Annotated in this window: 12 protein-coding genes; 1 reads left to right on the plus strand and 11 read right to left on the minus strand. The window is 73.2% G+C overall.

From position 1 onward, the window contains the following. Nucleotides 1-43: 43 nt before the first annotated feature. The 4 genes from ACIQFY_RS04010 to leuC are packed head-to-tail and all read right to left on the minus strand — an operon-like array spanning nt 44 to nt 4332. Nucleotides 44-892: a lysophospholipid acyltransferase family protein gene (locus ACIQFY_RS04010; RefSeq protein WP_400338361.1), complete on the minus strand. Its 849-nt coding sequence runs from the start codon at nt 890-892 to the stop codon at nt 44-46. Nucleotides 893-896: 4 nt separating this feature from the next. Further along, nucleotides 897-2264 (minus strand): UDP-N-acetylglucosamine 1-carboxyvinyltransferase, encoded by a 1368-nt coding sequence (gene murA, locus ACIQFY_RS04015; protein ID WP_066654865.1) that lies wholly within the window; start codon nt 2262-2264, stop codon nt 897-899. Continuing rightward, on the minus strand, nt 2264-2860 hold the full coding sequence (gene leuD, locus ACIQFY_RS04020) for a 3-isopropylmalate dehydratase small subunit (RefSeq protein ID WP_066654867.1): 597 nt from the start codon (nt 2858-2860) through the stop codon (nt 2264-2266). The genes murA and leuD overlap by 1 nt, the downstream gene beginning before the upstream one ends. Continuing rightward, complete coding sequence (gene leuC, locus ACIQFY_RS04025; RefSeq protein WP_251159671.1) at nt 2860-4332, minus strand: 3-isopropylmalate dehydratase large subunit; 1473 nt, start codon at nt 4330-4332, stop codon at nt 2860-2862. The genes leuD and leuC overlap by 1 nt, the downstream gene beginning before the upstream one ends. A 204-nt stretch (nt 4333-4536) precedes the next feature. Here leuC and ACIQFY_RS04030 point away from each other — a divergent pair, with 204 nt between their 5' ends. Further along, nucleotides 4537-5604 (plus strand): FUSC family protein, encoded by a 1068-nt coding sequence (locus ACIQFY_RS04030; protein WP_400338364.1) that lies wholly within the window; start codon nt 4537-4539, stop codon nt 5602-5604. 474 nt (nt 5605-6078) lie between these two features. On the opposite strand, the gene ACIQFY_RS04035 is transcribed toward ACIQFY_RS04030, so the two are convergent. The 7 genes from ACIQFY_RS04035 to ACIQFY_RS04065 form a co-directional block, all read right to left on the minus strand. Then, complete coding sequence (locus ACIQFY_RS04035; RefSeq protein WP_326496765.1) at nt 6079-6684, minus strand: histidine phosphatase family protein; 606 nt, start codon at nt 6682-6684, stop codon at nt 6079-6081. Next, complete coding sequence (gene crcB / locus ACIQFY_RS04040; RefSeq protein ID WP_209682187.1) at nt 6681-7070, minus strand: fluoride efflux transporter CrcB; 390 nt, start codon at nt 7068-7070, stop codon at nt 6681-6683. Before crcB ends, ACIQFY_RS04035 begins: the two co-directional genes overlap by 4 nt. Further along, nucleotides 7067-7516, minus strand: coding sequence for a CrcB family protein (locus ACIQFY_RS04045; RefSeq protein ID WP_326496766.1), 450 nt, complete (start codon nt 7514-7516; stop codon nt 7067-7069). Before ACIQFY_RS04045 ends, crcB begins: the two co-directional genes overlap by 4 nt. 5 nt (nt 7517-7521) lie before the next feature. Continuing rightward, nucleotides 7522-7929, minus strand: coding sequence for a RidA family protein (locus ACIQFY_RS04050; RefSeq protein WP_400338367.1), 408 nt, complete (start codon nt 7927-7929; stop codon nt 7522-7524). 84 nt (nt 7930-8013) lie between these two features. Then, nucleotides 8014-10350, minus strand: coding sequence for a GNAT family N-acetyltransferase (locus tag ACIQFY_RS04055; protein WP_400338369.1), 2337 nt, complete (start codon nt 10348-10350; stop codon nt 8014-8016). Next, nucleotides 10347-11855 carry a SidA/IucD/PvdA family monooxygenase gene (locus tag ACIQFY_RS04060; RefSeq protein ID WP_326496768.1) on the minus strand — a complete coding sequence of 503 codons (1509 nt, stop codon included), beginning with the start codon at nt 11853-11855 and terminating at the stop codon, nt 10347-10349. The genes ACIQFY_RS04055 and ACIQFY_RS04060 overlap by 4 nt, the downstream gene beginning before the upstream one ends. Continuing rightward, nucleotides 11852-13351 carry a pyridoxal-dependent decarboxylase gene (locus ACIQFY_RS04065; RefSeq protein WP_326496769.1) on the minus strand — a complete coding sequence of 500 codons (1500 nt, stop codon included), beginning with the start codon at nt 13349-13351 and terminating at the stop codon, nt 11852-11854. The genes ACIQFY_RS04060 and ACIQFY_RS04065 overlap by 4 nt, the downstream gene beginning before the upstream one ends. Between the last annotated feature and the right edge of the window lie 140 nt (nt 13352-13491).

Genomic DNA, 13491 nt, shown 5'->3' on the forward strand with positions numbered 1-13491 from the left:
GGGGTCCGGGTGGTCGTCGTGCGGGCGCAGGCCCGAGCGGTCGCTACTCAAACTTCCCGGTCTCCTTCTGGTCGTTGGCGGCCGGGTCCCACCGGGTCGCCGGTGCCTGCTCGCCACGGAGCTCCTCGAGCAGCTCGGTGATCCGGCGCATGAGCAGGTCGGTCGCCGCCAGCAGGGTCTTCTGGTCGAGCGGCTTCCCGCGGTACGCCGACAGGTCGACCGGGTCGCCGACGATCACGTCGACGCGCGACGGCGGGAACAGCCGGAGCTTCTTCGCGTACCGGCCCATGATCCGCTGCGTGCCCCAGTGGGCCATCGGGATGAGCGGGACGTCGTTCTCGAGCGCGATCCGCACCGCGCCGGTCTTGCCGCGCATGGGCCACAGGTCGGGGTCACGGGTGAGCGTGCCCTCGGGGTAGACGATGATCGCTCCACCCTGCTCGATGACGGACCTGCCGCCGCCGAGCGGGTCGTTCAGGCGCGTGCGGCCGGAACGCTCGACCGGGATCTGCCCCATGCCGGCCATGAGCTTGCCGACGACCGGCACCCGGAAGATCGACGCCTTCGCGAGGAACCGCGGCGCACGGCGGGACAGCCAGACGGCGGTGCCGACCACGAGCGGGTCGATGTTCGTGAAGTGGTTCGGGGCCAGCACGAAGGCGCCGCCCTCCGGCAGGCGCTTCGGTCCGTGCCAGTGGTAGCGGGCGGTGAACCGGAAGACCGGGATCACCACGGACGCCGTGATGCGGAAGGCGGTGTTCAGCTCGCCGCGCCGCCACCGGCGCCCCGGGTTCGGGAGGCCCGTGGTGACGTCGGAGGCGGACGCACGCCGTGCCTCCAGGCCGTCACCCGCGCCGCTCGCCGTGCCGTCGCCGCCCGTCGTGCCCTCCACGCGCCTAGCCCGCGAAGTCGAAGTCGGCGCCGAGCTTGCGCAGCTTCGGGATGAAGTGCTCGTACCCGCGGCTGATGATGCCGACGTTCGTGATGTGCGACTCGCCCTCGGCCGTCAGGGCGGCGATGAGGTGGCTGAAGCCGCCGCGCAGGTCGGGCACGCGGACGTTCGCGGCGTGCAGCGTCGTCGGGCCGGTGATGACCGCGGCCTGCTCGAACGGGCGGCGGGCGACACGGCGGTCGTGCCCGGGCAGCCCCTCCTTGTGCACGACGATGTCGGCACCCATCTCGTTCAGGGCGTCGGTGAAGCCGAAGCGGTTCTCGTACACGGTCTCGTGCACGATGCTCGTGCCCTCGGCCTGGGTCAGCGCGACGACGAGCGGCTGCTGCCAGTCCGTCATGAAGCCGGGGTGGACGTCGGTCTCGACGACGACCGGGCGCAGGGTCTCGCGCTCGCGGTAGAAGCGGATGCCGTCCTCCTGGATGTCGAACCCGCCACCCACCTTGCGGAAGACGTTGAGGAACGTCATGAGGTCCTGCTGGTCGGCACCCTCGACGAAGATGTCGCCGTTGGTGGCGAGCGCGGCGGAGGCCCAGCTCGCGGCCTCGTTGCGGTCGTTGATCGCGCGGTGCGTGTACCCGCGCAGCGACTCGACGCCCTCGATGAAGATCGTGCGGCTCGGCTCGACCGTGACGATCGCGCCCATCTTCTGCAGGATCGCGATGAGGTCCATGATCTCGGGCTCGATCGCCGCGTTGCGGAGCTCGGTGACGCCCTCGGCCAGGACCGACGAGAGCAGGACCTGCTCGGTCGCCCCGACGCTCGGGTACGGCAGTTCGATCTTCGCACCCTTGAGACCGTCCGGGGCCGTGAGGTGGATGCCGTTGAGCTGCTTGTCGACCACGGCACCCATCGCGCGCAGGGCGTCGAGGTGGAAGTCGATCGGACGGTCGCCGATGCGGCAGCCGCCGAGGTCGGGGATGAAGGCCTCGCCGAGCTTGTGCAGCAGCGGACCGCAGAACAGGATCGGGATGCGGCTCGAGCCGGCGTGGGCGTCGATCTCGGCGAAGTGCGCCGACTCGACGTTCGCCGGGTCGAGGATGAGCTCGCCTCGTGCAGGGTCCGTGATCCGCACACCGTGCACCTCGAGCAGGCCGCGGACGACCTTCACGTCGGAAATGTCCGGCACGTCCTTGAGGATCGACGGGGTGTCGCCGAGCAGCGAGGCGACCATCGCCTTGGTCGCGAGGTTCTTCGCGCCGCGGACCTCGATGCGCCCCACGAGCGGCTTGCCGCCCCGGATGACGATCTCGTCCGACTTGAGGCCGACGCGGGCCCCTGCTGCTGCTGCGTCCTGTACGAGGGAGTTCACTACTTCACCGGCAATGTCTTCGGCCGCCATCGGGAGCGGCGGGATTCGAACTCCGTGATCGAGGACTCGTCACGGAGGGTGAGCCCGATGTCGTCGAGCCCTTCCATCAACCGCCAACGAGTGTAGGCGTCGATCTCGAAGGGCACGTCCACCGCGCCGAGCGACACGCGCTGCGCGACCAGGTCGACGGTCGCCTCGATGCCCGGGTTCGCCGCGATCTCGGCCCAGAGTGCCTCGACTTCCGGTTCGGTCACGATCGCGGTGACCAGGCCCTGCTTGCCCGCGTTGCCCTTGAAGATGTCCGCGAAACGACTCGACACCACCACGCGGAAGCCGAAGTCGCGGAGCGCCCAGACCGCGTGCTCGCGGCTCGACCCGGTCCCGAAGTCCGGGCCGGCGACCAGCACCTGCGCCCCCTGGTAGACGGGCTGGTTGAGCACGAAGTCGGGGTCCTGGCGCCACCCGGCGAACAGGGCGTCCTCGAAGCCGGTCTTCGTGACGCGCTTGAGGTAGACCGCGGGGATGATCTGGTCGGTGTCGACGTTCGAGCGCTGCAGCGGCGCGGCGATCCCGGTGACGGTGGTGATCTTGTCCATCAGTTGGCTCCTTCAGCGGTCGCTGCCGTCGCGGCGGTGTCGTCGGTGACCGTCGCGATCGCGTCGTCGGTCTCCAGGTCCCACGGGCTCGACAGCGTGCCCCGGACCGCGGTGGCGGCGGCGACGAGCGGCGAGACCAGGTGCGTGCGGCCGCCCTTGCCCTGCCGCCCCTCGAAGTTGCGGTTCGAGGTGCTCGCGCACCGCTCCCCCGGTGCGAGCTGGTCGGGGTTCATGCCGAGGCACATCGAGCAGCCGGCGAACCGCCACTCCGCGCCGAAGTCGGTGAACACCCTGTCCAGCCCCTCGGCCTCGGCCTCGAGCCGGACCCGGGCGGACCCCGGCACGACCATGACCCGCACGCCGTCCGCCTTCTTCCGTCCCCGGATGACCGACGCGAAGGCCCGGAGGTCCTCGATGCGCGAGTTCGTGCAGGACCCCATGAAGACCGCGTCGACCGCGATGTCCTTCATCGGTGTGCCGGCCTCGAGGTCCATGTACTCGAGCGCACGCTGCGCGGCGGCCTGGTCGTTCGGGTCGCTGTAGCCCGCGGGGTCCGGGACCGTCTCGGACAGCGACACGCCCTGGCCGGGGTTCGTGCCCCACGTGACGAAGGGCTCGAGCTCGTCCGCGTCGATGAAGACCTCGGCGTCGAAGACGGCGTCGTCGTCGGTCGCCAGCGTGTCCCAGTACGCGACGGCGTCGTCCCAGTCCTGACCGGTCGGTGCGTGATCGCGGCCCTGCACGTAGTCGTAGGTGGTCTGGTCGGGGGCGACCATGCCGGCGCGGGCACCGGCCTCGATCGACATGTTGCAGATCGTCATGCGCCCCTCCATCGAGAGCGAGCGGATCGCCGAGCCGCGGTACTCCAGCACGTAGCCCTGCCCGCCGCCGGTGCCGATCTTCGCGATCACGGCGAGGATGATGTCCTTCGCCGTGACGCCGGGGCGCAGGGTGCCCTCGACCGTGATCGCCATCGTCCTGAACGGCTTCAGCGGCAGGGTCTGGGTGGCGAGGACGTGCTCGACCTCGCTCGTGCCGATGCCGAACGCCATCGCGCCGAACGCACCGTGGGTCGACGTGTGCGAATCGCCGCACACGACGGTGATGCCGGGCATCGTCAGGCCGAGCTGCGGGCCGACCACGTGGACGATGCCCTGCTCCTTGTCGCCGAGCGAGTGCAGACGGACGCCGAACTCCTCGCAGTTGCGACGCAGGGTCTCGATCTGCGTGCGGCTCGTCGGGTCGGCGATGGGCCGGTCGATCGCGAGGGTCGGGGTGTTGTGGTCCTCGGTCGCGATGGTCAGGTCGAGGCGACGCACCGGGCGGCCGGCCTGGCGGAGGCCGTCGAAGGCCTGCGGGCTCGTGACCTCGTGCACGAGGTGGAGGTCGATGTAGAGGAGGTCCGGGCTCCCGTCCTCACCCTTGACCACGACGTGGTCGTCCCACACCTTCTCGGCGAGCGTCTTTCCCATCGGCCCGGCCCTTCCTCATCGACGTTGCGGCACCGCTCTCGCGGCTCGGTCCGGCGAGTCTAGCAGCTTGGTATACCAATGCGGGCCGGGATGGACGGGAGGCGCGGCGCGGCACCGCCACGCGCCTCCCGTCCGGCCGTGGTGTGGTCCGGACGAGGCGACCCGCGTCGGCGACACCCGTCGCGGTGGGAAGATGGTGACGACATGACGACGCCTGCGCACTCGACCCGGACCACCAACCTCGAGGGCGCAGCCCGCGCCGCGATCGCGGGCGGCGCACCGCTCGCGCTGCTCATCGCCCTGGGGATGCCGGGCTACGCGGCGTTCGCGATGTTCGCCGGGTTCACGGCGATCTTCGGCGCGACCGAGCCGTACCGCCAGCGTGCCGTCACGACCGGCGTCGCCGGCGCGCTCCAGGCGGCGTGCATGCTCGCGGGCATCGGCGTCGCGTTGCTCGGGCACCCGCTGTGGCTGCAGGCGGTCGGGCTCGTGGTGGTGCTCGTCGTCGCCGTGTGCACGCTCACGGCGCTGCAGACGATCCCCGCGCAGCCGATCTTCCCGGTCTTCGCGTTCGTCGTCTCCTCGCTCGTCCCGCTGCGGCCCGCCGACCTGCCGACGGTCCTGCTGATCATCGTCGGCTCGGTCGCGTGGGCGTGGCTCGTGGCGATGTCGGGCGCGGTGCTCCGTCGACTCCTGCACCCGCGGGCACCGCACCGCTTCCGGCCGCTGGCGGCACGCAAGCACCGCACGCTCGACGTCCTGCGCACGCCGGCGCTGCGGGAGACCGTCGCCCTCAACGTCGTCGGGTCCGTCGTGGCCGGAGCGGTCGCCGTCACGATCCCCGGGCTCGGACACCCGTACTGGGCGGTGATCGCTGTGGTGTCGACGCTGCCCGCGCTCCGGCAGCGGCACACGCTGCGTCGCGCCTGGCAGCGGGTGGTCGGCACCGTCGGGGGCACGGTCGTGGCCGTGGGGATCCTGCTGCTCGAGCCGAGCGTCTGGTGGATCGTCGTGATCGCCGTCGTCGGGCAGTTCTTCGCGGAGATCTTCGTCGCGCGGCACTACGCCGTGACCCTGCTGTTCCTCACGCCGCTCGCGCTCGCCGTGTCGTGGCTGAGCCTGCCCGAGGCGCCGGAGCTCCTCGCGCTCGACCGCATCGCGCAGACGCTGCTCGGTGCGCTCGTGAGCGTCGCGCTCCTGGTGGTCGGGCGGTTCGTCGAGCGTCGACGAGGTCGGCCGCTCGGCGCGACGAGCACGATCCGCACCGTCTGACGGGGCGCGGCGCGGCGCCGACGCGGCGCGGCGCGGCGCCGACGCGGCGCGGCGCGGCGCCGACGCGGCGCGGCGCGGCGCCGACGCGGCGCGGCGCGGCGCCGACGCGGCGCGGCGCCGACGCGGCGCGGCGCCGACGCGGCGCGGCGCCGACGCGGCGCGGCGCCGACGCGGCGCGGCGCCGACGCGGCGCGCCGGTGCCGCGCCGCGCCGGTGCCGCGCCCTGTCGCGCGCACAGCCGCCAGCACGTCGCGCCGCGGGAACACGTGGCGCAACGTGCCCCGGGCCGTGCGGGAGCAGGACGCACAAGCGAGCGCGCGCCGGACGGGAGGCGCGCGGTCAGCCCGCACCGCGCCTCCCGACCGCAACCGGGTCGCCTGTCACGCGCACAGCCGCCAGCACGTCGCGCCGCGGGAACACGTGGCGCAACGTGCCCCGGGCCGTGCGGGAGCAGGACGCGCCAGCGGGCGCGCCTCAGTCGCGCGGGGCGACGTTCCAGGAGTCGATGACGGGGCGGCCGTGCTCGTAGCCGAGCGAGCTCACGGTGGCGGTGCCGAGCTTGAGGACGGCTCCGTCCTGCGGCGCGAGGCGGATCCAGGCGGCACCGAGCGCGCGGAGCACGTGTCCGTGCGCGACCACGATCGCGTCGTCGCCCTCGGCGAGGACCGGACGGACGCGGTTCAGCACCCGCTCGACGCGGACCCGGACCTCGGCGGCGTTCTCACCCGGGGTGTCGCCGGCAGGGACCCCGTCGGTCCAGAGGTCCCACGGGCCGTGCCGCTTGACCTTGATCTGCGGGGTGGTCAGGCCCTCGTACGCGCCGTAGTCCCACTCGTACAGGTCCTCGTCGAGCTCGGGGTCGACGCCGACGAGCGCAGCGGTGTCCCGCGCGCGCTGCAGTGGGCTCGAGAGCGCGAGCGCGAAGGTGCGGTCGGCGAGGTACCGGCCGGCGCGCTTCGCCTGCTCGATGCCCTCGTCGGTGAGCGGGATGTCGGTGCGGCCGGTGTGCTGACCGCTCCTCGACCACTCCGTCTCTCCGTGGCGGACGAGGACGAGTTCGCCGGGGCGTTCCGAGGTCATGTGTTCCTTCCGATGAGCAGGCCGAGCGCAGCTGCGCCGACCGAGACGACGAGCATCCCGAGGCCGTTCAGGACGGCGGTCCGGGTCTTGCCGGATCGGAGGAGCTGCACGGTCTCGACGCTCGCCGTCGAGAACGTCGTGTACCCGCCCATCATGCCCGTCCCGAGCACGGCGACCACCGAGGGGCCGAGGGCGCCGGTCTCCCCGAGCCCGGTGACGAGCCCGAGCACGAGCGATCCCGTGACGTTGATGACGAGCGTGCCGAGCGGGAAGCGTCCGAGCGCGGTGCCGTCCACCCGGGCCTTGACGGTGCCGTCGAGCCAGCAGCGCAGCGCCGCGCCGACCCCGCCGCCGAGGGAGACCAGCAGGAGTCCGAGCAGGGTCACCGGGCACCCCCGCTCCGAGCGCCGCGGGAGCGCCGAGCGCCGGCGACCCACGCTCCCGCTGCCGCGGCGGCCAGCCCGAGCACCACCGACAGCAGCGCGTACCCGGCGCCGGCGCCCCAGTGCCCGACGTCGAGCAGCCGGGCGGTGTCGTCGGCGAGGGTCGAGTAGGTCGTGAAACCACCGAGGACGCCCGTGCCGACGAACAGGCGGAGCGCCCGACGTCGGCCGAGGTCCGGACCCGCGTGCGCGAGTGCCTCCAGGAGCACCCCGAGGCAGAACGCTCCGACGACGTTGATGCCGAGGATCGTCCAGCTGATGCCGTCCACCGCGGGGAACGCTGCGGCGAGCGCAGCCCGCACCCCGGTGCCGATCGCACCGCCGAGCGCGACGAGTCCGAGGTACCGCCAGCGCAGGTGCGGGGGCCGGTCGGTCGTGCGGGAGTCCACGGACGTCAGTCCACCAGGGCGGCCACGCCCTCGACCTCGACGAGCTGGTCGTCGTAGCCGAGGACGGTCACGCCCGTCAGCGTGCTGGGCACGTCGTGGTCCCCCATCTCGGCCCGGACGACCTCCCACGCGGCGACGAGGTCGGCCTGGTCGGACGACGCCACGAGCACGCGGGTGTGCAGGAGGTCACCGAGTCCGGCGCCGGCCGCGGCGAGCGCCGTTTCGAGGTTGGCCATGCACCGAGCGGCCTGGGCACGGTGGTCCCCGACGGCGACGGTGCGACCCTGCTCGTCGAGCGGGCAGGCCCCGGCGAGGAACACCAGCCGGGCACCGGCAGGCGCGGTGGCGGCGTACGCGTACTCCGCCACGGAGCTGAGTCGGTCGGAGCGGATGAGCTGCACGGCGCTGGTCACCCTGCCACCCTGCCACGACCGGACCCGCGGGAGCGTGCCCGCCGCCCGCGGGACCGGCCCGGAGCCGCCCGTGTGAGCGGACCCTCAGCGTGCGACGGGGTTCGCCGTGCGGCCGGCCCGGATGAGCGAGTCGGTCTGCGCCGACAGGTCGACCATCTGCAGGGTGTTCCGCAGCTGCAGCCGGTTCAGGCACGAGTGCTCGAAGTCCGGCACGCGGAGGTCGATCGGCCGCGCCCGTCCCGCCGCGGCGTCGTCCACGCAGGAGCCGACGAGCCGCCAGAAGACGCTGCTCGGCAGGACGCCGTCCTCGTCGAGGATCGCCGCGAGGTACCGGAGCACCCCGTCGAACACGTCGGTGAAGACGCCGAGCGCCGCCTCGTCGTCGTCGACCGGGTGCACGATCCGCTCGATCCCGGCGGGCACCGGGACGTCCCCGACGACCACGACCTCCTCCCCGATGTCCTTCATGAACACGCGGGACACCGCACCGTCGCGCAGCACGAGCACGAGGTTCTCGCCGTGCGGCATGAACAGCAGCTGGTGCTCGGTCAGGCAGTGCACGACGGGGCGGAGGTACGCGTGAAGGTACCGCTCGACCCACGACGCGGCATCGAGCCCCGACTCCGCGACGAGCGCAGCAGCCACCGACCGCCCCCTCGCGTCCCGGTGGAGCAGCGCCGCCATGGTGATCGGCCGCTCCCCCGGCAGCAGGCGTGGCACCGGGCTCTCCCGCCAGAGCGCCGCGAGCATCTTCCGCTGCGGCGCGCCCTGCTGTGCGGGCACGGCCCCGATCCGGTGCCAGACGTCCCCCGTGTACCCGATCGCCGCGTGCTCGCGGAGCACCCCGAAGCCGGCGTCGGCCAGGACCGGGTCGGCCCCCACGAGTTCGGCCACCCAGTCGTTCACAGCGGGCGCGGTCCGCATGTACGCCGGCGACATCCCCCGCAGGAACCCCATGTTCTGCACGGCGAGCGCCGTCTTCACGTACGACCGCTCCGGCCGGGAACGGTTGAACGCGGTGCGGATCGACTGCTGCGGCTGGTGGTCGTCCGGCCCCTCGCCGAGGTCGACGACGTCCTGCCGCCCGAGGTCCGGGGCGAACGTCACCGCGATCCGGTGCTGCCACTGCCATGGGTGCACCGGGAACCACGTGTACTCCGCGGGGTCGAGCCCGCGTCGGTCGAGCACCTCGTGGAAGCGCGCGACCGTCGACGCGTCGAGCTCGGCGTCCCAGTGCTGCTGCTCGGACCGGTCCGCGGCGAGCGCCAGGTGCGTGTGCTCGCGACGGGCTGCGAGCCACCGGTACCGGAAGCGCCCGCCGGACTCGGGGGCGAACGCGCGGTACTCGTCGAGCCCGAACCCGATCCGCCCGTTCGCGGCGACGAACGCCGGGTGCCCCTCGGTCATCGCGGCCTCGGCGTCCTGGAACCCCGCGACCACGTCGCCGTCCGACCGGCCGCGGGCGAGCTGCGCGGCGGAGGGGCCGCCGCGCCGGTGCTTCGCCGCGGCGCTGGCGAGCGTCGAGGCGATCTCCTCCAGGTACGTCCCGAGGAGGGCGTCGGGGATCCCGAGCTGCTCGTGCAGCGCGAGCACGAGGTCCTGTGCATCGAGCGGCGCCGGGACGCCCGCGCGGCTGCGGGTGAGCGAGGCCTCGTCGACGACCCAGTGCTCGAGCGTGTGCACCCGCGCGCGGAAGCGGTAGGTCGAGTCCCCGGCGTCGAGCACCCAGCCCGCACCATCGGGCCGTGGGGCGACCAACCGTTCGTGCGTGAACTCCGCGATCGCCTTGGCGACGAGGTGCCGCTCGGCCGGCTCGAGGTGCTCCGGCCGCAGGTGCGCGGCGGGTCCGTCGTCGTCGGGCGTGCCGATCCGGCCGGTGTCCAGGACCGACAGCAGCGCGCGCTTGCCGTCGACGTCGACCTCGCGCAGGACACGGAACCCGACCTCGGCGTTCTTCCGCTGCACCGCCGTGTTGCGCACGTCCGGCTCGACGACGACCCGCTGCGCGCCGAGGGCGTCGCGGCAGTGCTCGACCACCGCTCGCATCACGGCACGTGTCAGCCCGTGGACACGTCCCTCGTCGGGCGGCGGAGCGACGAGCAGGTGCATGCCGACGTCGCCCGGTTCCGCGTCCCACACGTCGGTGAGCAGCACGACCGCCGGGTCGTAGGTCTCCGCGTACGCGACGGGCTCACCCTCCCACCGGAGCACCCACCCCGCCTGCGCCGGGTCCTCCTGCACCGAACGGAGGTACGTGCGGACCGCGTCGGTGTCGTGGTCGGACATCGCCCACCACGAGGACGCCGGGGCGGCGAGCCACGCCTGCACGACGGCGGCGTCGCGGTCCGGGACCACCGGGTGGACGGACGGGAGGCCCGTGGTCGCGTCCGCCCGTGCGGCGACGGTCGCCGGGGCGCTCACGACGCGGCCCCGGCGGTCGCGGTCCGGCGGGCTGCCGCGGCTACGGCGCTCGCCGGGGCGTCGGCGACGGGACCGGCCGCAGCGTCCGGCACGGTGCCGGCCGCAGCGGCCGCTCCGGTGTCGGCAGCAGCGTCCGGAACCGGCCGTCCACCGGGCAGGCCGAACTCCTGGAAGGCGATCCGCTCCTCCAGGCCGTACACGGACCGCCCCGTGACGGAGCGGATGATCGAGGCGTTCCGCCACGCCCCCATCCCGAGGTCGGGGGCGGTCAGACCGTGCGTGTGCTCCTCGGCGTTCTGCACCCAGATCCGGCCGCCGAGGGTGTCGACGTGCAGGTCGCGTGCGACGGCGAACCGACCGCGGTCGTCGCGGCGGACGAGGTGCTCGACCGGGGCGAGGAAGTCCGGGTCCCGCGGTCGGTACCCGGTCGCGAGGACGAGCCGGGCGACCTCGTGCACCGCCGCGGTGCCGAGCTGCGCGTGTCGGAGGGTCAGTCGGAAGCGGTCCCGCTCGGGCAGCCACGCAGCCGCGACGACGCTGGTGTCGGTCCGGAGCGTCGTCGGGACCGGCCCGCGGGCGCTGATCCGGTAGAGCGTGTCGTAGACCTCGTCCACCAGGTCGGCGCTGATGCCCTTGTACAGCCCCCGCTGCTCGCGACCGAGCCGGTCTCGCACCTCGCCGGGCAGGGCGTGGAAGTGGTCGGTGTACTCCGGGCTCGTCATCTCGAGCGTGAGCTTGGTGTCCTCCATCGGGAAGAACCGGGGCGATCGGGTGATCCAGTCGAGGCGGTAGCCGCCGTCGCGGATGCCCTCGAGCAGGTCGCGGTAGACCTCGGCCGCGGACTGCCCGCTCCCGACCACGGCGATCGAGTCGGCGCTCCGGAGCGCGTCACGCGCCGGCAGGTACCCCGCGGAGTGCACGACCGGTCCGTCGAGGTCGCGGAGCGCCTCGGGCACCGCGGGTTCCGTACCGATCCCGAGCACGACGTGCCGGGCGACGTACCGCTCGGACCCGCTCGGGGTCTCGGCGTGCACGGTGAACAGGTCGGTGTCCTCGTCGTGCTCGACGGCGACGACCCGACGGCCCCAACGCAGCGTGTCGAGCCGTTCGGCGGCCCAGCGGCAGTAGGCGTCGTACTCCACGCGCAGGGGGTGGAAGTCCTCGCGGATGAAGAAGGGGTAGAGCCGCCCGGTCTCCTTGAGCCAGGCGAGGAACGAGAACGGCGACGTCGGGTCCGCCATGGTCACGAGGTCGGCCAGGAACGGGACCTGGATGGTGGCGTCGTCGAGCATCATGCCGTGGTGCCAGGCGAAGCCGTCGGCCTGGTCGAGGAACACGGCGTCGAGGTCGTCGATCGGGTCGGTCAGGCAGGCGAGCCCGAGGTTGAACGGGCCGATCCCGATCCCGACCAGGTCGAGGACGCGGCCGACACCGTCGCCGGTGTCGCTGGTCCTGGTGCCGGTGTCGCTGGTCCTGGTGCTGGTGGTGCTGGTGCTGGTGGTCACCGGGTTGCTCCCGTCGTCGTGCCGGCCGTGCTGGGGACGCCGCTGGCGTGCAGGCGTGCCGCGGTGTCGACCACGTGGTCGAGCGCCGCGACGACCTGCGTCGTGCTCGTGGTGGGGTTGAGCAGGGTGAGCTTGCTGCACGGACGGCCGTCGATCACGGTCTTCGCGACGAGCACCCGACCCTCGGCGAGCAGGGCCGCGCGCAGCGGCGCGACGAGTGCGTCGGCCTCGGCGTCCGACACCCCGTCCGGCTGCCAGCGGAAGAGCACCGTGCTCAGCTGCGTCGGCGCGACGAGCACCAGGTCCGGGTGTGCCGCGACGTGCTCGTGCACCCGCTCCGTGACGTCGAGCACCGCGTCGAAGGCCCGTCCGATCGCCTCGGCGCCGCTCGCCCGGAGGGTCGCCCAGAGCTTGAGCGCGTCGAACCGCCGGGTGGTCTGCAGGGACTTGTCGACCTGGTTCGGCTCGTCGGCGTCCTCGGGGTTGAGGTAGTCCGCGTGCCACGAGGCCCGGCGGAGGTCCTCCGGGTCCCGCACGAGCAGCGCGCTCGACGACACCGGCTGGAAGAACGACTTGTGGAAGTCCGCGGTGACGCTCCGCGCTCGTCCGATGCCGGCGAGCAGGTGTCGGCGGGTCGGGGACACGAGCAGGCCACAGCCGTACGCGGCGTCGACGTGCAACCAGACGTCCTCGAGGTCGCAGACGTCGGCGATCGCCTCGAGCGGGTCGATGCAGCCGCGGTCGGTCGTGCCCGCGGTCGCGACGACGGCCGCGGGCGTCCGGCTCTCGCGCCGGGCGTCGGCGATCGCGTGGGCGAGGGCGTCCGGTCGCATCCGGCCGGCTGCGTCGGCGGCGACGTCGACGACGGCACGTTCCGGCAGGCCGAGCAGCATCGCGGACTTCCGGACGCTGAAGTGGCTCGACGCGGTGGCGAACACGACGAGGTCGTCGAGTGTCGGCGAGCGGTGCGCACGGTCTCCCGCGCGGAGCGGTGCGGTCGCGGCCTGGCGCGCCAGGAGCAGGGCGTGCAGGTTCGACTGCGTCCCACCCGAGGTGAAGACCCCGTCCCCCGTCGGGAAGCCGATCGCGTCCGTGACCCACCGGACCGTCCGACGTTCGATCTCGGTGCCGATCCGCGACTGGTCCCAGGTGTCGACCGACGGGTTGACCGCCGCGAGGACCGCCTCGGCAGCGACCGCCGGCACCGCCACCGGACAGTTGAGGTGCGCGAGGTAGCCGGGGTCGTGGAACCAGACGGCCTCCGCGGTGAAGAGGTCGTCGACCTCGGCGACGGCGGCCTCGGTCGACCCGAGCGGCCGGTCGAGGTCGACCGCCGCGATCCGCTGCCGGAGGACGGCGGCGGGCGTGTCGGTGGTCGGCGCGGTGACGGTCGCGAGTCGGTCGGCGGTCCGGTCGACCGCGCCCCGGACGACGCTGCGGTACCGGTCGGAGCGGTCGGACGTGAGGAGTTCGAGCAATGGCGTGGAGCTGTTCACGTTAGGTAAGGCTAACCTCACTCAGCCGTGGAACGGAAGTCGCACCCGGGGGAAGACCGGTCGTTCTGTCGTGCTCGGCCTGACCCGGCCTGCCCCGGTACGCTCGCCGGGTGACCTGCCCTCCGTCCGCCGCCGACGCC

The organism is Curtobacterium sp. NPDC092190, assembly GCF_044755625.1.
Lineage (GTDB): Bacteria > Actinomycetota > Actinomycetes > Actinomycetales > Microbacteriaceae > Curtobacterium.